Source organism: Pseudoalteromonas sp. SK18, assembly GCF_001974855.1.
GTDB lineage: Bacteria > Pseudomonadota > Gammaproteobacteria > Enterobacterales > Alteromonadaceae > Pseudoalteromonas.
The window spans coordinates 1-23,248 of record NZ_MTQB01000015.1 but is presented as its reverse complement, the minus strand read 5'-3'; the positions used below and the strand labels follow the sequence as shown (position 1 = coordinate 23,248).

22 protein-coding genes and 4 tRNA genes are annotated in these 23,248 nt (G+C 41.0%); 14 read left to right on the top strand and 12 right to left on the bottom strand.

Annotated features, from left to right (window positions below; all coding sequences use genetic code 11):
- Position 1 precedes the first annotated feature (1 nt).
- The 7 genes from tatC to BW139_RS11895 all read right to left on the bottom strand — a co-directional run bounded on the left by tatC (position 2) and on the right by BW139_RS11895 (position 5,580).
- Complete coding sequence (gene tatC / locus BW139_RS11925) at positions 2 to 742, bottom strand: twin-arginine translocase subunit TatC (RefSeq protein ID WP_008465026.1); 741 nt, start codon at positions 740 to 742, stop codon at positions 2 to 4.
- Positions 743 to 788: 46 nt separating this feature from the next.
- A complete protein-coding gene (tatB, locus tag BW139_RS11920; protein ID WP_076919818.1) occupies positions 789 to 1,121 on the bottom strand; it encodes a Sec-independent protein translocase protein TatB in 333 nt (110 codons plus the stop codon).
- 5 nt (positions 1,122 to 1,126) lie between these two features.
- The gene (gene tatA / locus BW139_RS11915) at positions 1,127 to 1,387 is read right to left on the bottom strand and encodes a Sec-independent protein translocase subunit TatA (RefSeq protein WP_008465030.1); all 261 of its coding nucleotides are present in this window, start codon (positions 1,385 to 1,387) and stop codon (positions 1,127 to 1,129) included.
- A 79-nt stretch (positions 1,388 to 1,466) separates the two neighbouring features.
- Positions 1,467 to 3,068 carry a ubiquinone biosynthesis regulatory protein kinase UbiB gene (gene ubiB, locus BW139_RS11910; RefSeq protein ID WP_008465032.1) on the bottom strand — a complete coding sequence of 534 codons (1,602 nt, stop codon included), beginning with the start codon at positions 3,066 to 3,068 and terminating at the stop codon, positions 1,467 to 1,469.
- Between the two features lie 17 nt (positions 3,069 to 3,085).
- The gene (locus tag BW139_RS11905; protein WP_076919816.1) at positions 3,086 to 3,745 is read right to left on the bottom strand and encodes an SCP2 domain-containing protein; all 660 of its coding nucleotides are present in this window, start codon (positions 3,743 to 3,745) and stop codon (positions 3,086 to 3,088) included.
- Between the two features lie 12 nt (positions 3,746 to 3,757).
- Positions 3,758 to 4,513 (bottom strand): bifunctional demethylmenaquinone methyltransferase/2-methoxy-6-polyprenyl-1,4-benzoquinol methylase UbiE, encoded by a 756-nt coding sequence (gene ubiE, locus BW139_RS11900; protein ID WP_008465035.1) that lies wholly within the window; start codon positions 4,511 to 4,513, stop codon positions 3,758 to 3,760.
- A gap of 107 nt (positions 4,514 to 4,620) precedes the next feature.
- Positions 4,621 to 5,580: a diguanylate cyclase domain-containing protein gene (locus tag BW139_RS11895; RefSeq protein WP_036932949.1), complete on the bottom strand. Its 960-nt coding sequence runs from the start codon at positions 5,578 to 5,580 to the stop codon at positions 4,621 to 4,623.
- A 333-nt stretch (positions 5,581 to 5,913) separates the two neighbouring features.
- Between BW139_RS11895 and BW139_RS11890 the strand changes: the two genes are divergently transcribed.
- Together BW139_RS11890 and BW139_RS11885 are read left to right on the top strand one after the other, a co-directional pair.
- On the top strand, positions 5,914 to 7,692 hold the full coding sequence (locus BW139_RS11890) for a DUF885 family protein (RefSeq protein ID WP_076919814.1): 1,779 nt from the start codon (positions 5,914 to 5,916) through the stop codon (positions 7,690 to 7,692).
- Between the two features lie 77 nt (positions 7,693 to 7,769).
- Positions 7,770 to 9,251, top strand: coding sequence for an FMN-binding glutamate synthase family protein (locus tag BW139_RS11885; protein ID WP_076919813.1), 1,482 nt, complete (start codon positions 7,770 to 7,772; stop codon positions 9,249 to 9,251).
- 15 nt (positions 9,252 to 9,266) lie between these two features.
- Here the strand turns inward: BW139_RS11885 and BW139_RS11880 are convergent, their stop codons facing one another.
- The gene (locus BW139_RS11880) at positions 9,267 to 9,902 is read right to left on the bottom strand and encodes a methylthioribulose 1-phosphate dehydratase (protein WP_076919812.1); all 636 of its coding nucleotides are present in this window, start codon (positions 9,900 to 9,902) and stop codon (positions 9,267 to 9,269) included.
- A 101-nt stretch (positions 9,903 to 10,003) separates the two neighbouring features.
- Here BW139_RS11880 and BW139_RS11875 point away from each other — a divergent pair, with 101 nt between their 5' ends.
- From BW139_RS11875 to BW139_RS11865, 3 genes are read left to right on the top strand one after another with little or no spacing between them, the layout of a single operon-like run.
- Entirely contained in the window at positions 10,004 to 11,146 is a 1,143-nt protein-coding gene (locus tag BW139_RS11875; protein WP_076919810.1) for a methionine aminotransferase, read from the top strand.
- Positions 11,134 to 11,907, top strand: a complete 774-nt coding sequence (locus tag BW139_RS11870; RefSeq protein ID WP_076919808.1) for an amidohydrolase — start codon at positions 11,134 to 11,136, stop codon at positions 11,905 to 11,907. Before BW139_RS11875 ends, BW139_RS11870 begins: the two co-directional genes overlap by 13 nt.
- Before the next feature lie 58 nt (positions 11,908 to 11,965).
- Positions 11,966 to 13,390, top strand: a complete 1,425-nt coding sequence (locus tag BW139_RS11865; protein ID WP_076919807.1) for a mannose-1-phosphate guanylyltransferase/mannose-6-phosphate isomerase — start codon at positions 11,966 to 11,968, stop codon at positions 13,388 to 13,390.
- Between the two features lie 115 nt (positions 13,391 to 13,505).
- On the opposite strand, the gene BW139_RS11860 is transcribed toward BW139_RS11865, so the two are convergent.
- The 3 genes from BW139_RS11860 to BW139_RS11850 form a co-directional block, all read right to left on the bottom strand.
- Positions 13,506 to 15,662, bottom strand: a complete 2,157-nt coding sequence (locus tag BW139_RS11860; protein WP_076919805.1) for an ATP-binding protein — start codon at positions 15,660 to 15,662, stop codon at positions 13,506 to 13,508.
- Positions 15,663 to 15,742: 80 nt separating this feature from the next.
- Positions 15,743 to 16,399 carry a response regulator transcription factor gene (locus BW139_RS11855; RefSeq protein WP_008108518.1) on the bottom strand — a complete coding sequence of 219 codons (657 nt, stop codon included), beginning with the start codon at positions 16,397 to 16,399 and terminating at the stop codon, positions 15,743 to 15,745.
- 211 nt (positions 16,400 to 16,610) lie between these two features.
- On the bottom strand, positions 16,611 to 16,982 hold the full coding sequence (locus tag BW139_RS11850) for a histidine triad nucleotide-binding protein (protein WP_076919804.1): 372 nt from the start codon (positions 16,980 to 16,982) through the stop codon (positions 16,611 to 16,613).
- A 92-nt stretch (positions 16,983 to 17,074) separates the two neighbouring features.
- Here BW139_RS11850 and BW139_RS11845 point away from each other — a divergent pair, with 92 nt between their 5' ends.
- Positions 17,075 to 17,677 (top strand): DUF2057 domain-containing protein, encoded by a 603-nt coding sequence (locus BW139_RS11845; protein WP_008108512.1) that lies wholly within the window; start codon positions 17,075 to 17,077, stop codon positions 17,675 to 17,677.
- Positions 17,678 to 17,734: 57 nt separating this feature from the next.
- Here the strand turns inward: BW139_RS11845 and BW139_RS11840 are convergent, their stop codons facing one another.
- Positions 17,735 to 19,576, bottom strand: coding sequence for a M1 family metallopeptidase (locus BW139_RS11840; RefSeq protein ID WP_076919802.1), 1,842 nt, complete (start codon positions 19,574 to 19,576; stop codon positions 17,735 to 17,737).
- A gap of 143 nt (positions 19,577 to 19,719) precedes the next feature.
- Between BW139_RS11840 and murB the strand changes: the two genes are divergently transcribed.
- The 8 genes from murB to BW139_RS11800 all read left to right on the top strand — a co-directional run.
- Positions 19,720 to 20,730 (top strand): UDP-N-acetylmuramate dehydrogenase, encoded by a 1,011-nt coding sequence (gene murB, locus BW139_RS11835; RefSeq protein ID WP_036984569.1) that lies wholly within the window; start codon positions 19,720 to 19,722, stop codon positions 20,728 to 20,730.
- Positions 20,727 to 21,719 (top strand): bifunctional biotin--[acetyl-CoA-carboxylase] ligase/biotin operon repressor BirA, encoded by a 993-nt coding sequence (gene birA, locus BW139_RS11830; RefSeq protein ID WP_076919801.1) that lies wholly within the window; start codon positions 20,727 to 20,729, stop codon positions 21,717 to 21,719. Before murB ends, birA begins: the two co-directional genes overlap by 4 nt.
- Entirely contained in the window at positions 21,716 to 22,414 is a 699-nt protein-coding gene (locus tag BW139_RS11825) for a type III pantothenate kinase (RefSeq protein ID WP_076919800.1), read from the top strand. The genes birA and BW139_RS11825 overlap by 4 nt, the downstream gene beginning before the upstream one ends.
- 126 nt (positions 22,415 to 22,540) lie before the next feature.
- A tRNA-Thr gene (locus tag BW139_RS11820) sits at positions 22,541 to 22,616 on the top strand.
- Between the two features lie 41 nt (positions 22,617 to 22,657).
- Positions 22,658 to 22,742 (top strand) — tRNA-Tyr (locus BW139_RS11815).
- A gap of 46 nt (positions 22,743 to 22,788) precedes the next feature.
- Positions 22,789 to 22,863 (top strand) — tRNA-Gly (locus BW139_RS11810).
- Positions 22,864 to 22,873: 10 nt separating this feature from the next.
- Positions 22,874 to 22,949 (top strand) — tRNA-Thr (locus BW139_RS11805).
- 136 nt (positions 22,950 to 23,085) lie between these two features.
- The coding region (locus BW139_RS11800) for a GTP-binding protein (RefSeq protein ID WP_246175643.1) at positions 23,086 to 23,248 on the top strand (163 nt) is incomplete at its 3' end.

The following is a 23,248-nucleotide window of genomic DNA, read 5'->3' as shown; positions in this document are numbered from 1 at the left end:
ATTATTCCTCAGATTCTTGTTGTGGTTTTGCGGTATAAAATTTAGCTAAAATTAAACCAAGCTCAAATAACAGCAGCATGGGCAATGCTAATAGAGTTTGTGATAGCACATCCGGTGGCGTTAAAAACATTGCCACTACAAATACGCCAACCACTATATAAGGGCGCTTTTCTTTTAAACTTTGTGTGGTAGTGGCGCCGCTCCAGCAGAGCAACATAATTGCCACAGGGATTTCAAATGCGATACCAAATGCAAAAAATAGCTTAAGTACAAAGCCTAAGTAACTACTTATATCCGGTGCAAGGGTCATCATTTGAGGACCTACACTGGTGAAAAACCCTAAGATAATGGGTAGCACCACAAAGTAACAAAAAGCTATGCCACTATAAAATAAGATGATGCTAGAAGCTAATATTGGCATCAGCATTTTCTTCTCGTGCTGATATAAACCGGGGGCTATAAATCCCCAAATTTGATGTAAAATCCAAGGAATAGCAGCAAATAAAGCAACAAACAAAGTAAGTTTAAAGGGAGCGAAAAATGGCGCGGTGACATCCGTTGCTATCATAGTAGCGGTGCTGGGTAAATGAGCGACTAAAGGAGCAGCTACAAACGTATAAATATCGTTTGCAAAGTAAACCAAGCCAATAAAAATCACTAAAATACTCAATAGCGATTTAATCAATCGGTCACGTAATTCAATTAAATGAGCAACGAACCCTGACTTTACTTCTTCAGTCATTGTTCTTTATACCCTGTATTAAATGTATGAAAAGAGAGTGCTATATTCACTTTGAGTCATCTGTTTGTTGATTATTAGTAGCTTGGCTTTGGCTTTTTTTATAGCTGTGAGTAACTGATTGCGCTGCTTGTTGCAGCTCAGACACAGAGTTTTGTAGGTCAGGGCTTAAATCTTTTAAGCCTTGTTGCTCTGCTTTTTTAAGGTTCTCATGTAATTCGTGAACACGCAGCTCTTCACTCACCTCAGCTTTTACTGAGTTGGCCATTGCTTTGGCAGTTTTAACCCAACGGCTTACTGTTCTTATAGCAACAGGTAAGCGCTCTGGTCCAAGTACTACCAAGCCGACAATAAATACCACAACAAGCTCCCACATTCCCATGTTGGTTAAGCCTTGTCGTTGTCTTTGGTTTTGTCAGTTGTGTTTACATCGGCAGGTTTTGACTCTGCTGAATTTTGAATTTGTTCAGCTTTATTCTCGCTGGTTTGTTTTTCAGCGTTTTGTTCATCAGACATTGCTTTTTTAAAGCCTTTAACTGCGCCGCCTAAATCACCACCCATACCGCGTAGTTTTTTTGTACCAAATAAAAGTACGATGATTGCAAGTACAATTAATAATTGCCAAATACTAATACCACCAAACCCCATGGTTCTCTCCTGCTTTTAAGCCATAAAATAGTAAGATTAAGTGCTGATTATACGCCCAAAGCGGTAAATAGCACTTAGTTTATGCGCGGCGCCAAGCCGCTATAAAACCAATAACAGCACAGCTTAAGACAGCGCCTGCAGCCATTAAGTTGTGTTGTAAATAAAATAAAGCAGAGACAATCATCGCAGCACTGCTAAACAGTCCTAAAACCAAAGGCTTATGTGAAACCTTAGTAGCAGGGGCATAAGCGTGTGGTGCTCGCTTTAAATTTTGATAAATTAAATCGGGTAGCTCAGGCATTTTTTCTGCCCAAAACGGTAAGTTTGCATACATTTGCTTTAGCACAGACAGCGGGCCTACTTGTTGTTTAACCCAGTCTTCTAAAAATGGTTTTGCTGTTTTCCATAAATCTAGTTGAGGGTATAACTGGCGGCCAAGGCCTTCAACATACAGCAAGGTTTTTTGTAATAAGACGAGTTGCGGTTGAACCTGCATATTAAAACGACGTGCGGTATTAAATAAGTTAACTAGCACATGGCCAAATGATATTTCAGCCAGTGGCTTATTAAAAATAGGTTCGCACACGGTGCGTATAGCAAACTCAAATTCTTCAATGCTGGTATCGGGTGGCACCCAGCCTGAATCTACGTGAAGCTGCGCTACTTGGCGGTAGTCGCGGTTAAAAAAGGCAATAAAGTTTTCTGCTAGGTAGCGTTTATCTTCTTTGTTAAGTGTGCCGACTATACCGCAATCAATACCTATGTATTTAGGGTTGTGCGGGTGTTCGCGGGAGACAAAAATATTACCTGGATGCATGTCAGCATGAAAAAAACTGTCGCGAAATACTTGAGTAAAAAACACTTCTACTCCGCGCTCTGCTAATAACTTCATATTAGTGTTTTGTGCCATCAGTGCCTCAGTATCTGACACTGGGATACCGTAAATACGCTCCATCACCAGTACATTACTGCGGCTATAGTCGCTGTATACAGTAGGGATATAAAGTGATTCTGAGCCTTCAAAGTTACGCTTTAATTGAATGCCATTAGCACCCTCACGCATTAAGTCGAGTTCATCGAGCAATGTTTTTTTATACTCTTTAACCACTTCTACAGGGCGTAAGCGTCTTGCTTCGTTAATTAACTTACCAATCACCTTAGCTAATTTTTCCATTAAGGCTAAGTCGGCATTTATTTGCTGTTCAATATTAGGACGAATAACTTTAATAACGACATCTTGCGAATCGCCCTGCGCGTCAATAAGGGTAGCCGTATGCACTTGAGCAATTGATGCCGATGCCAGAGGTGTTTGTGAGAATTCGCTAAATAACTCGCTAATATTATCTATTTCTAATGCTTTTTCGATGATTTCCTGTGCCAGCTCACCTTCAAACGGCTCTACCTGATCTTGTAAAAAGGCTAATTCCAAGGCGATGTCATGAGGCAGTAAGTCGCGTCGAGTTGAGAGCATTTGGCCAAACTTTATCCACACAGGGCCAAGTTGTTGCAGTGCTAAGCGAAGTCTTAAGCCAGGGGGTTTATCTTTGTGTTGATTGCGTAACCAAAACAAGCTGCCACGAGCGATTTTAGCAAACCAAGGTACTTTATGTTTAGGTACAAGCTCATCAAGTCCGTAGCTAAGCAGAGTTTTAGTTATGTAATACAGTCGGGCAGTTGACACAAAAAATCCTTAGTGCGTTAAAGGGCTTTAATTAGGGCATTAATACGTTGCTCAATGGCGGCAACTTGGCCTTTTAGTGCTCTATTTTGTTGTTTAAATTGCTCAAGCTCTAATGGGTGAATGGTGATTGCCAGTTCGTCTTGGCACACACTAATAAAAGTGCTGTCGAGCTGCGATTTTGCTTTTTTACCTTGCTGCTTAAATGATTTCAAGTACAAATAAAGCTGTTGTGCAGGCGCGTCGCCTATATGCTTTGCTAGTTGCTCTGGCCAATCAATATCTACACTTGAAAAAGCTGAACTATAGCTTTGAGCTATGTTTAAATCACCTTGTAAATCAAGCTTGTCTTGGCGAATAAGCTGAGTAAGCATGGCTGGATTTTTAAGTGTAAGCAAGGTATTAATATTGGCACTGATCATACAGTCAGCGCTTGCAACGTCTACTGCTGTGTAAAGATGTAGCTGCTGATTGGCATAGGTAATGGCTATTTTTTGTTGCCAGTCTCTAACCTCAACTAATAAGCGCTGATGTTCTACCGTTTTTAGTTTATCGAGTATGCTCGGGTCGAGTTTAAGCGCTTGATTTAATACTTGCTCAATCAGCGAAAGTACAAAGCTTGGTAGCATAAAAAAACTGCCTGCCGCTGATTGTTCTTTATTGTATTCTTCAAGCGCCATAAATTACTAACCTTAGTATTTAAATCCACGATGAAGGGCAACAATACCACCGGTTAGGTTTTGATAAGTCGCTTGCTCAAACCCTGCTTCGACCATCATTCCTTTAAGTGTTTCTTGATCTGGGTGCATACGAATTGACTCAGCTAAGTATTGGTACGATTCACTGTCGTTAGCTACCAGTTTGCCCATAGTAGGTAAGATGTTGAAAGAGTAAAAATCATACGCCTTGCTAAGAAGCTCTTGCTCTGGTTTTGAAAACTCAAGAATCAGTAAACGACCCCCTGGCTTTAAAATACGGTACATAGAGCGCAGCGCTTTGTTTTGGTCGGTTACATTACGCAGACCAAAGGCAATCGTAATTAAATCAAAACTATTATCAGGAAATGGCAACGCTTCAGCATTCATTTGCACGTAATCAATGTTACCGACAAGGCCTAAGTTATGCAGTTTTTCACGGCCTACCTTTAGCATTGAAGAGTTTATATCACCTAGAACAACCTGACCTGTATCGCCAACAAGTTGGCTAAACTTTGCGGTTAAATCGCCAGTACCACCGGCTAAGTCTAATACATGATGACCTTTACGAATGCCTGAACTAGCAATTGTTTGGCGTTTCCATAAACGATGAATACCAAAAGACATGAGATCATTCATAACATCGTACTTTGTCGCAACAGAATGAAATACATCAGCAACCATAGAAGCTTTTTCGGTTTCGGCAACAGTTTTATAGCCAAAATGCGTGGTCTTTTCAGGGTTCTCGTTCATGATTAATCTCTATCGTGGTAATAAAGACTAGTGTACTTGATTGTGCACCAAGGGTGCAATTTGAATATGATTTATCAGCTAATTTATTGTGTAAACAGTGTACTGAGCTATTGAGATGCGCGTGATTTAAACGCCGCGTTTGAGGCACTTTTAACCAGCTGGTTAAAGTCGCCTTGTTGTTGCTCTGTAATCCCTAGAGAGAGAGAAATTGGAGGTAGTTTTAAATCGCTTTTTGAACTGATAAAACGTAGCTTTTCAACCCCAGCTATTACCTTTTGTGCAATCAGCTTAGCTGTTTCTGGCTCAATGTTAGCAAGTAGAACGATAAATTGGTCTTTTGCAGAGCGCCCAGCTAAGCCACTTTGCGAAACATACTTCTGCACTTGCTTAGCTACTTTATTTAAAATCACTTCGCCAATTGCATCGCCAAAATTATCAATAAAATGCTCTAAATTATCAATTTGAATAGCAATTGCTGAGATTGACTTGTCTTGTTTTAACCATAACTGTGTTTGTTTAGTTAAATAGTGGCGTTTGTATAAGCCTGTTTGTGGGTCAATCACATGTTGTTTGCGCAAGGTATTGAGTTGTTTTTTAGTTGCTTCGTGTAACTTTTTTGCCTGACTTAGTTCTTGTTTAAATTGGGCTTGTTGCGAGAGCAGTAACTGCGTTTGCTCATTAAGCCTTTCTAAGGCGATGCGGCTGTTAGCAATATTATTTTCATCTAAAGAATGCAAGCAGTCATTAACATGACCTGCAAAATCGTTAAGTTTTTTTTCGGTTTGCTGTGCATTTTGAGACAGTGAATTGATCACACCATTGACGTTTTCAATCATTGCTACTTCGGTTTTATGACCTTGATTTAAATATTCAAAATAGAGTTGCTCAATAAATAGCTCATCAATATTTTGATGGGCATCAATAGCATCATCAATAGCATTATTAAGCGCAAAATGGATTTTACTAATGTATGTATACACAACTTGAAAATTTAAGGGGGTAGGAGGCAAAACATGATGTTCTAAAAACATACATACTTTTGTCATTTTTTCTTGTGCTATAGCCATGGAGTCATGGAACATCATTTGCAAATACCAACCAAATACGCATAAATGCTGATTTATAAAACTCGTCCAATGAGGCAATTTGCTTCCAAGCACAGATACAATAATCATTATATCCGTTATTTAAAAGTAAAATGAGTCGTAGTTGACTAAAATGACGCTATAATTTCAATAACCGTTGCTTTTTTGAGCAATTACTCTAATTGTTAAGTATTAACTTAAGTTAATAAAATGACTGCTGGCGTATATTTTTCGCAGTTGGTCGTATATCTATTTGCTATTTATTCAGCCTAAGATAGGTTTACCACATCTGTAACGTCATTAAGCTCAATAACTATGAATTTATCTCTTTCAAAAAAAATGCGTCTTTCCTTATTAAGTGTCACCTTAATGTGCTCATTAAGCGCGTGTCAGCTCACTACAATTAATGCCGATCAGCAATTTACGCAAACCGCTGAAAATATCGTACAACACCGCCAAAATGTAAGCCCATATAGTAATCCTGAGGGAGTTGATGGCTATTTATTACCTAACTTATCGGCTGACTTTTTAGCGCTGCAGTATCAAAAAAACACCCAGTTATTGGCTGATTTAGATGCAATAGATATGAGCAAGCTGAGTGACGAGAATCAAATTAATTACAGTATTATTCGAGCGCAAGTGCAAAATAGTGTTGATGAATATGTATTTAACGCACACTACATGCCTTTAACGTCAGAGTATGGCTTTCATTCAAGCCTATCGTTTATTGTTAATAGCTCTGATTATAAAACTGCACAAGATTATCAAAACTATCTAAAGCGATTACAGCAAGTGCCGCGCTTTTTTGAGCAAAATATAGGCTGGATGCGTAAAGGATTAGAAGTTGGTTTAACTCAACCCAAAGCGGTATTAATTGGCTATCAAGATTCTATTACTGCCTACATTGTTGACGATGTAACACAGTCTGAATTTTATAAGCCGTTTTTAAACAATACCGCTGGCTTAAGTGACAGTGAATTTGCAGCGTTACAGCAACAAGCTAAAGCCATTATTAGTGGCCAAGTTATTAATGCTTATAAAGATTACTTAACTTTTTTTAATACCGAATATTTACCAGGCGCACGCAGCGATATTGGCATTTCGTCTACTCCCAATGGCGAAGCCTTTTATGCAAATCGTGCTAAGTATTACACCACAACACAAATGACCCCAAAAGAAATCCATGAGCTGGGTTTAGCTGAGGTGGCGCGTATTCGCAGTGAGATGGAAGCGGTCATTAAAGAGGTGGGCTTTAAGGGCACGTTTGCAGAATTTATCCACTTTTTACGTACCGATCCGCAATTTTACGCCACAACGCCTGAGCAATTATTAAAAGAGGCCGCGTACATTGCCAAAAAAATGGATGCACAGTTACCTAAATTATTTCATACCTTACCGCGTAAACCTTATGGCGTAGCGCCGGTGCCTGCCAATATTGCCCCTAAGTATACTACTGGGCGCTATTCAGGTTCGAGCCGTGACGATCAAGCCGGTTTTTATTGGGTGAATACTTACGCTTTAGATAAACGACCACTCTATGCTTTAGAGGCATTAACACTGCACGAAGCTGTCCCGGGCCATCATTTACAAATATCACTCAATGCAGAACTTGAAAGCTTACCTAGCTATCGCCGAGATGCCTATTTATCAGCGTTTGGTGAGGGCTGGGGGTTGTATTCAGAGTACTTAGGGGTTGAGGCGGGCTTTTATCAAGACCCGTACAGTAACTTTGGTCGTTTAACCTACGAAATGTGGCGTGCTGCACGTTTAGTGGTTGATACGGGAATGCACATGTATGGCTGGAGCCGAGAACGTGCGATGAACTTTATGGCCGATAATACAGCGCTTTCATTACACAATGTAAAAACAGAAACCGACCGTTATATTTCGTGGCCAGCTCAAGCGCTGTCTTACAAAATTGGTGAGTTAACAATTAAACGCTTGCGCGCAGAGGCTGAGCAAGCATTAGGTCAGCAGTTTGATATTCGTGAGTTTCATCATCAAATTTTGCGCCACGGTTCAGTACCTTTGTCGGTGCTTGAGCAACAAATACGTTTATATATACAAGCAGAGTTAGCAAAAAATAATAACTAATAACGTATTATTTTAAGAAGATAAAAGTGCGCTGCTTTTTAAATGGCAGCACACTTTTTAGCATTTAAGGATAAGCTATGAGCCAATTTATAATGTTCAGTATTGATGTGTTTGCCAGCCTATTTATTGTTGCATTGGGATTGCTGGTTATATTAATTGCTATTTTTTATATTCGAGATGTTACGCAAACAAACCATGCCATTAGGCGTAACTATCCCGTAATCGGAAGTTTTCGTTATTTCTTTGAGCGTCAAGGTGAGTTTTTTAGGCAGTATTTTTTTGCCCTAGACCGTGAAGAAATGCCCTTTAATCGCGCCGAGCGTAGTTGGGTCTACCGCGCGGCGAAAGATGTTGATCACACGGCCGCTTTTGGCTCAACTCAAAGTTTAGAGGCCACAGGCACAGTTATGTTTATGAACTGTGCGTTTCCTACCTTAGATGAAGAAGCCTTAGCGCCGAGCAACGTAACGCTTGGCCCTTATTGTAAATTTCCTTACACCACAAATTCGTTATTTAATATATCGGGCATGAGCTTTGGTGCGCTATCCAGCCCGGCTGTACGTGCACTATCGAAGGGGGCAAAATTAGCAGGATGTTGGATGAACACGGGGGAAGGCGGCCTTAGCCCATATCACTTAGAAGGAGGTGCCGATATTGTATTTCAAATTGGCACCGCAAAATACGGTGTACGCGATGAGCAGGGAAGTTTAAGTACAGAAAAGCTAAAAGCCGTTGCTGCACACCCAACGGTTAAAATGTTTGAACTGAAAATGAGCCAAGGTGCTAAGCCAGGCAAAGGCGGCATGTTACCTGGGCGAAAAGTGAATGCTGAAATTGCCAAAATAAGAGGCATACCCGAAGGGCAGGATTCTATTAGCCCAAATGGGCACCCAGAAATAAAAAATCCAAACGATATTCTAGACATGCTCACCACCATCAGAACTGCAACGGGTAAACCAACAGGCTTTAAAGCAGTTATTGGTGAACATACTTGGTTAGAAAGTTTATTTGCTGAGATAAATCATCGTGGCATTGAGTCTGCACCCGACTTTATAACTATTGATAGTGCTGATGGAGGCACAGGCGCAGCACCACAGTCTTTATTAGATTCTGTGGGGTTACCGCTTAAAGAAAGCCTCCCTCTAGTTATACAGCTATTAAAGAAGCATGGCCTTAGAGAGCGAGTTAAAATTATTGTTTCGGGTAAATTAATTGTGCCTTCCAAAGTAGCATGGGCATTAGCACTAGGAGCCGACTTTGTGGTTTCTGCGCGAGGGCATATGTTTGCACTAGGCTGCATTCAGGCGATGCAATGTAATAAAGATACCTGCCCAACAGGAATTACTACGCATAATGAACGTTTGCAACGTGGTTTAAATGTTGAAGATAAAGCGCAGCGGGTCGCAAATTATAATAAATACATTCATTACGGTGCAGGGCTTATTGCACATTCTTGTGGTGTTACCAGTGCTCGCGAATTAAAACGCAAACATGTGCGTATTGTGCAAGAAAGCGGCCTTTCTGAGCCGCTAGATAAAATGTACGAGCATTATCATTAAATACTTGCTTGTTAGTTATCGATGATGAAGTGTATTGCTCGCTTGAATGCCGGTGATTTTTAATCGCTCTAATTCGCAGCTAAACAAAAACTCTAGTGCTTCTAGGTGGCGACGCACTTCAGCAATATTTTTGCCAACTGCATATAAGCCATGACCGCGAATTAATACACCAAATTTAATCGGTGAGTGCAAATGGTGATCGCTGACTAATAAGCTTAAACGGTCAATATCTTGGTCGTTATCAAAAATAGGAATGCTTAAGGTTTCTAAATGTGAGGTAAAACCACTGAGCGCTTTTTGCATTTCGTAACCGCTTAAATCAAGCTGATGAGCTTGCGTTACTTGTGAAAGCACCGTTGCTGCAACAGATTGAGTATGCAATACACATTGCGCCTCAGGAATTAACTGATACAAACTTAAATGTAATTTCGCTTCGCGTGATAACACCTGAGGAGTATTTAAGTTTTGGTGGTCTAACTGTAAAAAATGCTCATGGGTAAGTTGGGCCTTATCGCAGCCATTAGTCGTTATAACGAAGCCATTTTGGGTGCGAGCTGATAAATTTCCACCCGAGGCAGGAACCCAACCTTGTTGGCTAATCCATTTTGCGGCTTCTATAAGGTTTGAAATAGCGGTATGGTTGTCTTGCATATTTTCCTCACAAATAACAATTAAAGTACAGTTTAGACGGCTAAACTTCCGTTTTTAATCATAGCATTGCTCTGTACACAAAACCATCATCAGGAGACTTCGTGTTTGACAGTAAACTCCCCAATTTAGGTATTAGTATATTTAGCCAAATGAGTGGCTTGGCTAATAAGTTTTCGGCAATTAATCTTTCGCAAGGTTTTCCTGAGTTTGATACCCCTGAGTATTTAAAAGCGCAGTTAAGCCAGTATGTAACGCAAGGAGCTAATCAATACTCGCCTTCCAGCGGTGTACCTAAACTGCAGCAGCAAATTGCAGCATTAGTTCAGCGAAAATATGCTGCGCAAATTGATGGCACAAGCCAAGTAACTGTAACCTCAGGGGCAACCGAAGCATTATTTGTGGCTATTCAAACTATTGTGCGCGAGGGTGATGACGTTATTGTATTTGATCCTGCTTACGACTCATATCAACCAGCCATTGAGCTGGCTGGCGGCAAGTCAGTGCACGTTGCGCTAGCCGCGCCAGATTACGCTATAAATTGGCAAACAGTAAATCAAGCAATTACAGCAAATACTCGCGCAATTATTATTAACACGCCGCATAACCCCAGTGGCAAAGTGTTAAAACAGCAAGATATCAACGAACTAAAAAAACTAGTGAGTGCTCACAATTTATATGTAATCAGCGATGAGGTTTATGAGCATATAACGTTTGATCAACAACCACATTTAAGCGCACTCGGTGACGAGGAACTACTGGCAAAAAGCTTTGTTATTTCAAGCTTTGGTAAAACCTTTCATAGCACCGGTTGGAAGATGGGTTACTGTATCGCACCCGCTGATTTAAGCGAAGAATTTCGAAAAATTCATCAGTATGTTACTTTTTCAAGTTTTACGCCTGCGCAGCATGCATTAGCAGATATGTTAGAGCAACACGCTGACCATATTGACCAGCTAAGTGATTTTTATCAACATAAGCGCGATGTGCTCAGTAATGCTCTACAAGACAGCCGCTTTAACATTTTACCAAGTGAAGGCACCTACTTTTTACTACTTGATTACAGTGATGTATCGGATTTAAATGACGTAGAATTTTGTCAGTGGCTGGTAGAGCAAGCAGGCGTGGCAGCCATTCCACTAAGTGTATTTTACCAGCAGCCAAATAACGATAAAGTTATTCGCTTATGTTTTGCTAAAAACGATCAAACCTTAATAGAGGCGGCGCGCATCTTATGTCAACTTTAACTTTTACATTATTGCAAAGCTCGCTGCATTGGCTCGATAAAAAAGCCAATTTAGCTATGTTTGAAAAACAGCTTACTAATATCACCAATCAACCAGATTTAATTGTATTGCCCGAAACCTTTGCCACTGGATTTGCGGTTAACCTTGATTGTGGCGAACCTGAAAATGGCTCAGTGCTTAGTTGGCTTAAAACACAAGCTAAACAACATAATGCGGTTTGTGCGGGCTCGGTATTGGTAACTCAAGGAGACAAAAAGGCTAACCGGTTTTATTGGGTAAAACCAAGTGGTGAGGTACGTTATTACGATAAGCGCCACTTATTTTGTTTGGGTAACGAGGGCGAATTTGTAGTAGCAGGACAAAACCGTGAAGTGTTTGAACTCAAAGGGTTTAAAATTTTACCGCAAGTTTGCTACGATTTACGTTTTCCGGTGTTTCAGCGCAATAACAATGACTACGACGTGATGATAAATATTGCCAACTGGCCAGCTGCAAGGCGTAATGTGTGGGATACCTTATTAATGGCGCGAGCAATGGAAAACCTATGCTACGTGATTGGCGTAAATCGGGTTGGCGAAGATGGTAATGGTATTGACCACAGCGGTGGAACCGCAGTGTATGACTTTAAAGGTGAGCCACTGATTAAAGCGCATGACGACCAGCAAGCACTATTAACAATCACGTTAAATAAAGCGCCGCTCAATGAGTTTAGAGCTAAATTCCCGGCACATTTAGATGCAGATGCTTTTACATTGGTATAAATTAGCGCCTAGCCAATAAAGTGCTAAAATAGCCGCTGATATTTTTATTGGCGGCTTTATGAATACAACCCTTATTACACCGGTAGTTTTAGCAGGCGGCATTGGCACACGGCTTTGGCCGCTATCGCGCCAAGCAATGCCAAAGCAGTTTTTATCTTTGCTGGATGATAAAAATCAGCAGTCATTATTACAAAGTACGTTATTACGGGTTGCAACTGAGGACTTTAATCCCGCTATTTTGGTCTGTAATGAGCAGCATCGATTTATTGCCGCGGAGCAGGCTGCATTTGCAAAACCCCATGCCATAGTACTTGAGCCAGAAGGTAAAAATACCGCACCAGCCATCGCCCTTGCCGCGCACCATGCTTTAAAAAATAATATTACGGGCCCTTTGTTGGTGATGCCTGCCGATCATCATATTGCAGATTTTACCGCGTTAACGGCTCAGTTATCTGATGCGATTAAACTTGCTGAGCAAGGTAAATTAGTTACATTTTCAATCACACCAACAGAGCCACACACAGGTTATGGTTATATAAAACAGGGCGCAGCCATTAAAGATACCTGTTGCTTTGAAGTTGACCAGTTTAAAGAAAAACCTGATTTAGCAACTGCATTAACTTATTTGGCTGAGGGCGGTTATAGTTGGAACAGTGGTATGTTTTTATTTACTCCCGCTGCTTATCTGCAAGAGCTTGAGCGCTTTGCCCCCAAAATTGCTAAAAGTGTTGCCAGTGCTACTGATTTTAAACAAGACTTAGCGTTTACCAGAGCAAATGCCCATGCACTTGAATCTTGCCCAAGTGACTCAATTGACTACGCTATTTTAGAGCGCAGCAATAATGTAGTGGTAATGCCTGTGGCGTTAAAGTGGAGCGATGTGGGCAGTTTTTCTGCACTGGCTGCGCTTGCAGAAAAAGATTCGCAGGGCAATAGTCAAAATCAGCAACATATTGCACAAAACAGTATTAATAACCTAGTTATTAGCGAAGATGGACACACAATTGCCACTTTAGGTGTGAGCGATTTAGCGATTGTTCATACTCATGATGCTACCTTGGTTGCAAAGCAAGATTCGCTTGAAGGCTTGCCTTTAATACTTAAACAATTGGCAATTACGCAAAATGACAAACTGGCACATCATCAGGTGGTTTACCGCCCTTGGGGACATTATCGTACGCTAGTAGAAAGTATCGGCTTTAAAGTTAAAAAAATTACCGTAAAAAGTGGTGCAAAACTCTCAACCCAGCGTCATCAGCATCGTGCTGAGCATTGGGTGGTCGTATCAGGCACTGCAGATATATGTATTGACCAACAAAGCTTAACACTGACCCATGACCAATCTTGTTATATTGGTGCAAAGCAACTGCACAGCTTAGCGAATAATCAGCCCGAGCCGTTAATTGTTATTGAAGTGCAAACGGGTGCCACATTGGATGAAAGTGACATAGAGCGATTTGACGATATATACGGTAGAAAATAACAGTATAAATAGTGAATATGCTTGATCATTTGTTACGGTCGTAAAACTTGGTAGCCCGAAGCCCGAAGCCCGAAGCCCGAAGCCCGAAGCCCGAAGCCCGAAGCCCGTAACCGTATTACCCTAGCCCTTGGCGTACATACTTTAAATATGCTTCTAAACTGTGTTGCCACAGTGTGCTGGCTTCATTTAACGAGTTATTTAATGGTTTTTTATCTAGTAAGCGTCGCTCAATTTTTTTAAGAGCCAGTCCATAGCTATTAAAGCCAAGTTGCATTGCGGTGCTGGCTTGGCGATGTAAGAGCTTTATACACTGCTCTGGGTCTTGCTCTAATAAGGTTTGGCAGCGGCTCAGTTTGTTACGCGCAGAGAGGATAAACTCATTATAAATAGAAGATACTTCATCAATACTAAAAGAGCTTGTCAGGGTTTCTGTGGCTGTTTCATCGTATAACGTATCAACCAGCTCTACAGCAATGTTAGCTGTTTGTTTTGACTGTGAATCACTCAATGCTTGGCGCAGTTTTTCTTGTTTTAATGGCTTGCCAACAATGTCTTTAATGCCCAGCGCTAAGTATTCTTTGATTTCATCAGGACTTAAACTGGCAGTAAAGGCCAGCACCGGGGTGCGCTGATTTTTATGCTCCACCCGTTTGAGTGTTTTTAGCACTTGCTGTCCGGTTAAATCGGGTAAGTTCATATCAAGTAACACCACATCAAAGTGGTATTTTTTCATCAACTCAATCGCACTTTTGCCATCTTTAGCGAGCTTAATTTTATGCTCGTCGTCAGCCATAAATTCAACAGCTATTTTTTGGTTTAAATCTAAATCTTCAACAAGTAACACATCAAGTCCGGTTAAATAGTCCTTACTTTGATGGCGCTGCTCTACAAGGCTAAGCTCACCTATGGCTAGCGTCATGTTAAAGCTAAATACGCTACCCACTCCCAGCTCACTGGTAATTTCTAGCTGGCTATTAATTTTATCGAGTAAACGACTGGTTATAGCTAGCCCAAGCCCTGTTCCGCCTTTTTCCTTACCGGTACTGCTTTGGATGTAGGGTTCAGTTAAATAGTCAATTTCATCTTTTTCAATACCTGGGCCTGAATCGAGTACGCTTACTTTAAGGGTATGATCGAGCTGAGTTTCATTAATTAAATCTATTTGCACTTTTACTGTGCCAGTGTCGGTAAATTTAATTGCATTACCCACAAGATTAATAATGATTTGTCTGAGCTTTTGTTGGTCGCAGTAATAACAGGCTTTATCGGGGATGTTACAGGCAAGCTCAAATTTAAGCTGTTTTTGTTCGGCCAAAGGGCTTAACAGCAGGCATAAGTTTTGTAGCCAAGTTTTGAACTCTATATCCTCTTCGTACAAGGCTTCGTCATGCTGATCTAAGCTTGCGTATTCCAGCACTTTATCTACTAGTAAGTTGAGTGACTCTGCTGAGTTAATAATGGCTTCGCAATAAGCTTTATTACGGCTGTCGCTAGTTTGGTTTAACACCAGTTGTGCGCTGCCTAAAATGCCGTTTAATGGGGTGCGTATTTCATGGCTTATAGTGGATAAAAAGAGCCCGCGAATCTCTAAGTCCTTGTGTGCTTTTTCGGTGAGTTTATTAAGTCGTAATTCCCTGCGCTCATTGCACAATAGCGCCATGCCAGCAGCATAAAACATAGGGGCAATCACACTGTTTAAAAATAATAATGAGTTAAACCATGGGTTTAATATGGCATCTTGTTGTGCAACGCGATCCATAAAGATAGTTCGAGTGATAAAACTCGCTGCAACCAGGGTTAAAATAATAATGTAAACAATGCTGGCGTTAGGATAAGGCTTTCGCGCATATTTTATAAAAATAAATAATAAAAAAGCGGCTTCTACAATATGCTGCAGGTCAGAAATATAAACCCGTGAGCGCATGGATGGCTGAAAAAAAGTGAAATAAATAAGCAATAAAGCACTAACTGCGGTAAATAGGCAAACAAATTTAAAGCCCCGACCACGATAGTTTAAAAATTGACTCAGCGATAAGCAGTGCACAATTGACGCTAAAAACATCATGCTATTAGCAAAGGTAATGGCAAGCTGATCAGGGATTTTACCTATGAGCGCAAAGCCCACAATGGCGGCTAATAGTAGTAAAGGGTAGGAGATATAAAGTAATGTGCCGGGAACATGCTTATTGGTACGCCAGGTTAAAAAATTTAGTAACGTCATCACTGTCATAACAGCGATACTGGCAAAATAAAGCGTAAATGAGTCGAGCATTAAGACCCCAACAGCGATTTTTAAAGAAGATATAAAAACAGGCACCTAAAGTGCCTGTATTGAATTTATTAAAATAAGCCTTAACGAATTTCGTCAGGAATATTTTGTTGTGCCCAAGAGAGTAGTTCAATACGGTTACGACATTTGGTTTTTCTAAATGCGCTGTATAAATGGGTTTTAACCGTGTGCGGGCTAATGCTTAACTCTTCAGCAATTTCTTTATTTTTAGAACCGTTACTCATTAACGAGATAATTGCTTTTTCACGTTTAGTGAGTTTTATTGGTTCAATATCACCATCAGTTAGCTTATGTAGTGCGTCTTTGTTAAATTGCAGCATGCGGTTGAGCGCATTACACATAATATCACGACGATACCAAAGCTGATCTTCAAGTAATAAACGAATCCCTTTCATGAGTACATCGGCATTATCGGTGGTGTAAAATACACCGCGAATACCACTGAGTAATGCACGATTAGCAAGCTCTGGATTTTCATCTAAATTAAACAACACAATATCGCATTTGATGCGTAAATTAACGAGTTGCTCTTTTAGCTTAGTCCATGCGTCTTTACTTGATGTTTCAATGAACAATAAGCGAGTACCTACCGGAACATCTAAAATATTTGTACCCGTAGTTACGTCAAGACCCTGTGTTTTTAACAAAGGCTCTAAAACGTTGATACCAATAGTGTTAATTGGTTCTTCGTCTAACAACAAAAAGGCTGAACTGCTCATGTTTTTTTACTCTTTTATAAAGCTGGCTAATTAATCTTACCACGATCCCTGCACACCTTTTGTATTAGGCAATAACAATTTCACTGGAGAAAAGGTGCGATTTCCGATTATTTAAACATAAAATGTTGCAAATAAGTAATTGTTTTTTTGGTATATAAGAAAAACGCCGTATTTTTAATGTATTTTTTAAGATACAGGATTTAATGAGTCACTATAGAGCAACTTTTTTAGTATTTTGATACGGGGGCCAGCCCATTTCTTTACCCGCCAGCATGTGTAAATGAATATGGTAAACGGTTTGTCCGCCGTGTTCATTGCAGTTCATCACCACGCGGTAGCCGTCATCGCTAAAGTTAAATTGTTTGGCAAGTTTAGCCGCTACCACATATAAATGACCAACAAGGTGTGAGTTTTCCTCAGTGACATCGTTAATCGTGGCAATGGCTTGTTTAGGAATGATCAACGCATGAAAAGGTGCTTGAGGATTAATATCTTTAAATGCAAGCGCGTGGTCGTCTTCGTAAATAATGTCAGCAGGAATTTCACGATTAATAATTTTAGTAAAAATAGTCTCTTGACTCATAATGATGACTCTAATTTGTTCGATTAATATGTATGTCACTAATGACAAATTTTGCCAGCAGTGTCAAACTGAAATCAACTAAAGGAGTAATTATGCGTAAATCAATATTATTAAGCAGTGTAGCGGCGCTCTTGGTGAGTGCATCGAGTTTGGCAGAAAACATTCACTTTCCTGAGGAGTTTGTTCCTTTACAAGTGGGTGAACGAATCATTGAAAGTTCGATTTTTAGTCGTGTTGATGATGTTGAATTAGCACCGGGCACTTATCAGTTAAAGCTTAAATACACAGATTTATATGATTTAGGCTATGACGATCACGAAGTGATTGAGTCGGAGCCTTTTTGGGTGAATGTAACCGTTGAAGCAGGTAAAGATTACACCTTAGTATTTAATCGTGCTGAAAATGCGGTGGCAGCTAAGGTATTTGCTGAGGCACCACAAGTGAGCTTAAAAGCAAAAGGTAGTACCTTAGCTGAGCCATTAAATGTGATAGCTGAACGACAACTACAAAGCGCACAGTTTAATCAGCAAACCTCAGAAACACCTGCTGGCCCACAAAAACCAAGTCGTCCCATTAAGCCGATTGCGCCAATTAATGGCAAAGGCATGCCAAGCGCTGCACATATGCTCGACTTTTGGTGGCAACAAGCAACGCTCGCTGAACGACAGGCTTTTTTAGATAAAGTAACAAAATAACTAAGCATTAAAAAAGGGCCAAATTGGCCCTTTTTAGTTTATTGGTAACGCTATTTGTTATTTAAATAATGCGTCAATAGTACCTTGTGCCAGTGGGTGATAACCCGGACGCGCTTTTAAGTATACGCTTTGTGCCCAGTCTTTTTTACCATTGGTAATAAGCGCTTTATAAAGCGGCACGATAAGCTTACGACGACCAATACCCGATAAATGCTTATCAAGCGCAGGGTAAATCGGTTGGTAACCATTACCTACTGCTAGCATGTACCATGCAAACGCACGTTCTGCGTTGGTTGATTGGGTTAAGTTAAACTCGCCGTCTAATTCAGTCATTTTTTCAATGCTTAAATCGCGCGGTAAGTTGTTTAAAAAGTGTAGCCACTCATGCACAGTCCAATTTGCAGTTGGTAATTGTGCGGCAGTTGTATCCCCTTTTAACCATGCTGTAGAAGCTGTATCTACTTTATCGAATGCGTCTGAGGTTGGATTAGGTGCATCACTTGGTAAACCAGGCTGAAAAATCCACTCGTTCACTTTATCCATGCTCACTACACCAGGGTACTTTTCAATTAAGTTAGCTTTGATGTACGTAACAAATTGCGCGGTGGTTAGCGATTTAAATGCAAACTCATTAAAGTAGGTTTTAACAAAGTCATCAAACTTATCACGGCCATATTTTTCTTCTAGGTAGATTAAAAATAGCTGACCTTTTGTGTAAGGCACTGAGCTAAACGCATCATCTGGGTCGCGACCATTAAGCTTTAAGTTAAGGCGCGTGTCTGGTGCATCAATGGTTTTAAGTTGCGCACGTAGGCCTGCTGCATCAAGTGCTTGTTCCATAACGGCACGGTCACGACCAAATACTTCTTCCATAATGCGGTTTTCAACGTAAGAGGTAAATCCTTCGTTTAACCATAAATCTTCCCATGTGGCGTTAGTCACTAAGTTACCAGACCAAGAGTGTGCAAGCTCATGCGCAATCAGGTTAACGAGGCTTTTATCGCCGGCAACAACGGTTGGGGTGATAAATGATAAACGTGGGTTTTCCATGCCGCCAAACGGAAAGCTAGGTGGTAGCATAAGTAAGTCATAACGACCCCATGCATAGTCGCCGTACATGGCATTGGTTTTGTCGATCATCGCTTGGGTGTCATCAAACTCAGCAACTGAGGCATCTAAAATACTCGGCTCTGCAAAAATACCGGTTTGCTTAGACATCGCTTTAAATTCTAGGTTACCCGCACCAATGGCAATTAAGTAAGGTGAAATTGCTTGCGGCATAGTGAACTGATAATCACCATCTTTATAAAGGGCATCTTTATTATCGGCGCTCATTACCGCACGAATATCTTCAGGGGTATGAATACGTGCAGAATAAGTCACGCGCATTGCTGGGGTGTCTTGCACTGGTATCCAACTACGTGCATGAATCGCTTGCGATTGGCTATACATAAACGGGTGCGTTTTGCTGGCTGTTTGCTCTGGCGTTAACCACTGTAAGCCCGACGCTTCTGGGCGACTGTTGTAGTAAATACGGACTTTTTCAGCTTGGTTTTTAAAAGTAATCGTTAGTTTTGAGCCTTTAACATCGTCGCGGTTAGCAAGGTTAAAACTAGCTTTGTGCCAATTGCCATTTGCTGTTTGATACATGACTTTATCAATATCAAGGTCACGGGTATCAAGTACTAGCTTTTTGCTACTGGCGTTTTGCCACTGCAGCGTATGCTCAACAAAACCTTCTAATTGCTTGTCGGCAAAGTCGATGTCTAAATCAAGGTTTAAATGTGTGGTGATAACATCATCAAGGTTGGCATAGGAATTTTGATCAATAGCGCTGGCCATTGCTTGCGAGCACATACCTGCCATAGCGAGGCTTAAAAAAAGAGGTGTGATTTTCATAATTACCTTGAGTACAAATAAAAAAGTGCAGGTTTTATATCATGATTGCTGCAGTGGGTTGAACAATTTTTACAAGCAGATGCGCAATTTGCGACGATGAGTTAAACTAGAGCGATTAATTATTGCTACCTTCAGAGGGCTTTGTGCCGCACTCATTACAACCCCTACATACATTTGCATTAAGTAGCCAATGCCAAAATTTCGTTGAAATTACCGACTCAGCGCAGCTTAAAAGCCAGTGCTTTAAAGTCCCTTTTTGCTTGTTGGGTGAGGGCAGTAATACTATTTTTTTAAATGACTATGCAGGCACGGTCATTAAAATGGCAACCCAAGGCATTACTATCACTGAGCGCTCGGATGACTTTTTAGTTAGTGTGGCGGGCGGTGAAAATTGGCATCAATTAGTGACCTACTTGCTGGAGCAAGGTATTGCAGGGTTTGAAAACCTAGCGCTCATACCCGGTACTGTCGGCGCTGCACCAGTGCAAAATATTGGTGCCTATGGCGTAGAAATAGCACAGTTTATAGAAGCTGTTGATTATTTTGCTATTGATAGCGGCAGCTTTAAATCTTTAACTAATCAACAATGTCATTTTGCTTATCGTGAATCGGTATTTAAACACGCGCTAAAAAATAAAGCAGTGATCACCCAAGTGCATTTTAAGTTGCCCAAAAAATGGCAACCAGTGCTCAGCTATGGACCGCTGCAGCAATTAAAAAATCCAACTCCACAGCAAGTGTGCGCGCAAGTGATACAAACGCGTAATAGTAAACTCCCAAACCCTTATAAACTGGCTAATGCGGGCAGCTTTTTTAAGAACCCTATTATCACCAATAGTGACTTAGCGCAGTTAATTGCTAAATACCCTGAGGTGCCTCACTACCCACATAGTGCCGGTCACCATAAAGTGGCTGCAGGGTGGTTAATAGAGCAAGCGGGATTAAAGGGATATAAAATTGCGGGGATTGAAGTGCATCAACAGCAAGCGCTGGTGCTGGTTAATCATGGTAATAGTACAGGGGATGATTTAATTAATATGATTGCCCACATTCAGGATATTGTTTTAACACGTTACAACATAAGCTTAGAGCACGAAGTGCGATTGATTGATCAGTACAATGAATGCCATATCTCTTTGGAGCAATCAGCATGAAGGCACCTGACGGTAATAAGTTGGCCATTTTAAATGCGCTCAATAAAGGCGGGTTTGTCTCTGGGCAAGCACTGGGTAATGAATTAGGAATAAGTCGCGCGGCGGTAAGTAAGCATATTCAAAGCTTACAAGCTATGGGCTTAGATGTATTTAAAGTAACAGGTAAAGGCTATAGCTTAAATAACCATGTTGGTTTGCTTAATCAGCAAAGCATACAGCAGCACTATGCTGCTTTAGGCGCAAATACCGCGAATATTGAAGTGCAACCACTGATTGACTCAACCAACAGCGAGTTAATGCGCCGCATTCAAGCTAAAGCAGCGCTCGAATCGGGCACCGTGATTGTAGCCGAAATGCAGCAAGCAGGGCGGGGGCGTCGAGGGCGAGTATGGCAATCACCCTTTGGTGCTAACTTATACTACAGTTATTTTTGGCGCTTAGACGATGGTTTACAAGCCGCTATGGGCGTATCGATTGCTGTTGGTTTAGCTGTGTATGATGCGATAAAAGCACTTTATGATATTGAAGTAGAGCTTAAATGGCCAAACGACATTTATATAAACAAACAAAAACTCGCAGGTGTCTTGGTCGAGTTAGACGGGCAGCCACAAGGACCCTGTCAGTTAGTGATAGGGGTTGGTATTAATTTAAATATGCCAGAAAGTGCCAGTCAGCACATTGACCAAGCATGGACCGATTTAAGTCAGCACACCCAGCAGCTAGATAAAAATCAACTAGTAGCTTCATTAACTTATTGCTTAGAGCAGCGCTTAGTGCAATATCGCGAGAATGGTTTACAAACTATGTATCAACAATGGAATGCATTAAATGCATTTGCTGGTCAACAGGTAGAGCTTAATACCGGGCATCGCAGTTGGCGGGGAATTTGTGAAGGTATAGATGCGCACGGTGGTGTACGTATTCGCCAAGACGGCGAAGTAAAAAGTTATTATGGCGGTGAGATTTCATTAAGAAAGGCGCAAGCATGAGATTGTTAATTGATGTAGGTAATACCTCACTCAAAGCCGTATTGTGGCAAAACGAGCAAATACAGCCGTGCGATATTAATAATATCCCATGGCAGCAAATCACGGTTGTTGTTTACGCTTGTGTGGGTCGTAGTGAATTACTCAAACAGCTATTAGAGCAAGCTCAAACACATAACATTGATTGCTTTGAAGCATCGGTTAGTCGTGAACTCAGTACGTTGCATTGTGCGTATCAGCAAGTCGGTAATTTGGGTATAGATAGGTGGTTAGCACTTATTAGTGGTTATACGCTTTACCCTAATACGGCCGCCATTGTTGTTGATGCCGGCACGGCAACGACTATAGACGTCCTTAATGATGATGGGCAGCACTTAGGTGGTTGGATATTACCAGGGCTTGATTTAATGACCCGATCACTTACTCAAAATACCCAGCGCGTATTTGATGATGCAAACACGCCATTTGCTAATGAGCTTGGCAAAAACACCCCTAATGGATTAAAAAATGGTGCATTAGTGGCAACTATTGGCGCAATTGAGCAAGCAAAGCTGCATTTAAATACAAAAAATAGCCTTTTAATTTTTGCTGGTGGTTATGGTCAGCTATTACAAGGGCATTTTCCACAGAGTATTTTCGACCCAATGCTAGTAATGAAAGGCTTAAATTACTGGTACGAGTTGGCTAAAAAGAGTTAAAAACAACAAAAAAACCGCTTTTTGCGCGAATAGTGAGCGTTTGAAGCATAAAATCACATTTTTTTTAATTTTTTGGTTGCATCCCAATAAACCTTACTCTAGAATCTCGCCCCGTACTAAAGCAGTGCCGACTTAGCTCAGCTGGTAGAGCAACTGACTTGTAATCAGTAGGTCAACCGTTCGACTCGGTTAGTCGGCACCACTTTCCTTTTACCGGAAGTGCTTAGTATAAAGAATTATCGTGGAGGGGTTCCCGAGCGGCCAAAGGGATCAGACTGTAAATCTGACGGCTCAGCCTTCGCTGGTTCGAATCCAGCTCCCTCCACCACTTTATTCTAGACGGTTAGAGGTAGTTTAAGAACAGGTTCCTTAAAGCGGGCATCGTATAATGGCTATTACCTCAGCCTTCCAAGCTGATGATGCGGGTTCGATTCCCGCTGCCCGCTCCAATTTGATGATGCTGATATAGCTCAGTTGGTAGAGCGCACCCTTGGTAAGGGTGAGGTCGGCAGTTCAAATCTGCCTATCAGCACCAGTCAATCGAATCTCCTTAAACACTTCCTTTATCTGTCAGAAAAAAACTATTTGAAATTTGAAAAAATTAACTTAATCTACCTATGGTGGATTATTTTCATATGTAATCTAGATACACAAAACTGATAGGTTCCGTCATGGCAAAAGCAAAGTTTGAACGCGTAAAACCGCACGTAAACGTAGGTACAATCGGCCACGTTGACCACGGTAAAACGACATTAACAGCAGCAATCACTAACGTACTTGCAAAAGTATACGGCGGTGTTGCTAAAGATTTCGCATCAATCGATAACGCTCCAG

Excerpts from the sequence above, each read along its gene's own strand:
- tatC (WP_008465026.1), bottom strand. The coding sequence starts at position 742 with ATGACTGAAGAAGTAAAGTCAGGGTTCGTTGCTCATTTAATTGAATTA.
- tatB (WP_076919818.1), bottom strand. The coding sequence starts at position 1,121 with ATGGGAATGTGGGAGCTTGTTGTGGTATTTATTGTCGGCTTGGTAGTA.
- tatA (WP_008465030.1), bottom strand. The coding sequence starts at position 1,387 with ATGGGGTTTGGTGGTATTAGTATTTGGCAATTATTAATTGTACTTGCA.
- BW139_RS11905 (WP_076919816.1), bottom strand. The coding sequence starts at position 3,745 with ATGGCGCTTGAAGAATACAATAAAGAACAATCAGCGGCAGGCAGTTTT.
- ubiE (WP_008465035.1), bottom strand. The coding sequence starts at position 4,513 with ATGAACGAGAACCCTGAAAAGACCACGCATTTTGGCTATAAAACTGTT.
- BW139_RS11895 (WP_036932949.1), bottom strand. The coding sequence starts at position 5,580 with ATGGCTATAGCACAAGAAAAAATGACAAAAGTATGTATGTTTTTAGAA.
- BW139_RS11890 (WP_076919814.1), top strand. The coding sequence starts at position 5,914 with ATGAATTTATCTCTTTCAAAAAAAATGCGTCTTTCCTTATTAAGTGTC.
- BW139_RS11885 (WP_076919813.1), top strand. The coding sequence starts at position 7,770 with ATGAGCCAATTTATAATGTTCAGTATTGATGTGTTTGCCAGCCTATTT.
- BW139_RS11880 (WP_076919812.1), bottom strand. The coding sequence starts at position 9,902 with ATGCAAGACAACCATACCGCTATTTCAAACCTTATAGAAGCCGCAAAA.
- BW139_RS11870 (WP_076919808.1), top strand. The coding sequence starts at position 11,134 with ATGTCAACTTTAACTTTTACATTATTGCAAAGCTCGCTGCATTGGCTC.
- BW139_RS11865 (WP_076919807.1), top strand. The coding sequence starts at position 11,966 with ATGAATACAACCCTTATTACACCGGTAGTTTTAGCAGGCGGCATTGGC.
- BW139_RS11860 (WP_076919805.1), bottom strand. The coding sequence starts at position 15,662 with ATGCTCGACTCATTTACGCTTTATTTTGCCAGTATCGCTGTTATGACA.
- BW139_RS11855 (WP_008108518.1), bottom strand. The coding sequence starts at position 16,399 with ATGAGCAGTTCAGCCTTTTTGTTGTTAGACGAAGAACCAATTAACACT.
- BW139_RS11850 (WP_076919804.1), bottom strand. The coding sequence starts at position 16,982 with ATGAGTCAAGAGACTATTTTTACTAAAATTATTAATCGTGAAATTCCT.
- BW139_RS11845 (WP_008108512.1), top strand. The coding sequence starts at position 17,075 with ATGCGTAAATCAATATTATTAAGCAGTGTAGCGGCGCTCTTGGTGAGT.
- BW139_RS11840 (WP_076919802.1), bottom strand. The coding sequence starts at position 19,576 with ATGAAAATCACACCTCTTTTTTTAAGCCTCGCTATGGCAGGTATGTGC.
- birA (WP_076919801.1), top strand. The coding sequence starts at position 20,727 with ATGAAGGCACCTGACGGTAATAAGTTGGCCATTTTAAATGCGCTCAAT.
- BW139_RS11825 (WP_076919800.1), top strand. The coding sequence starts at position 21,716 with ATGAGATTGTTAATTGATGTAGGTAATACCTCACTCAAAGCCGTATTG.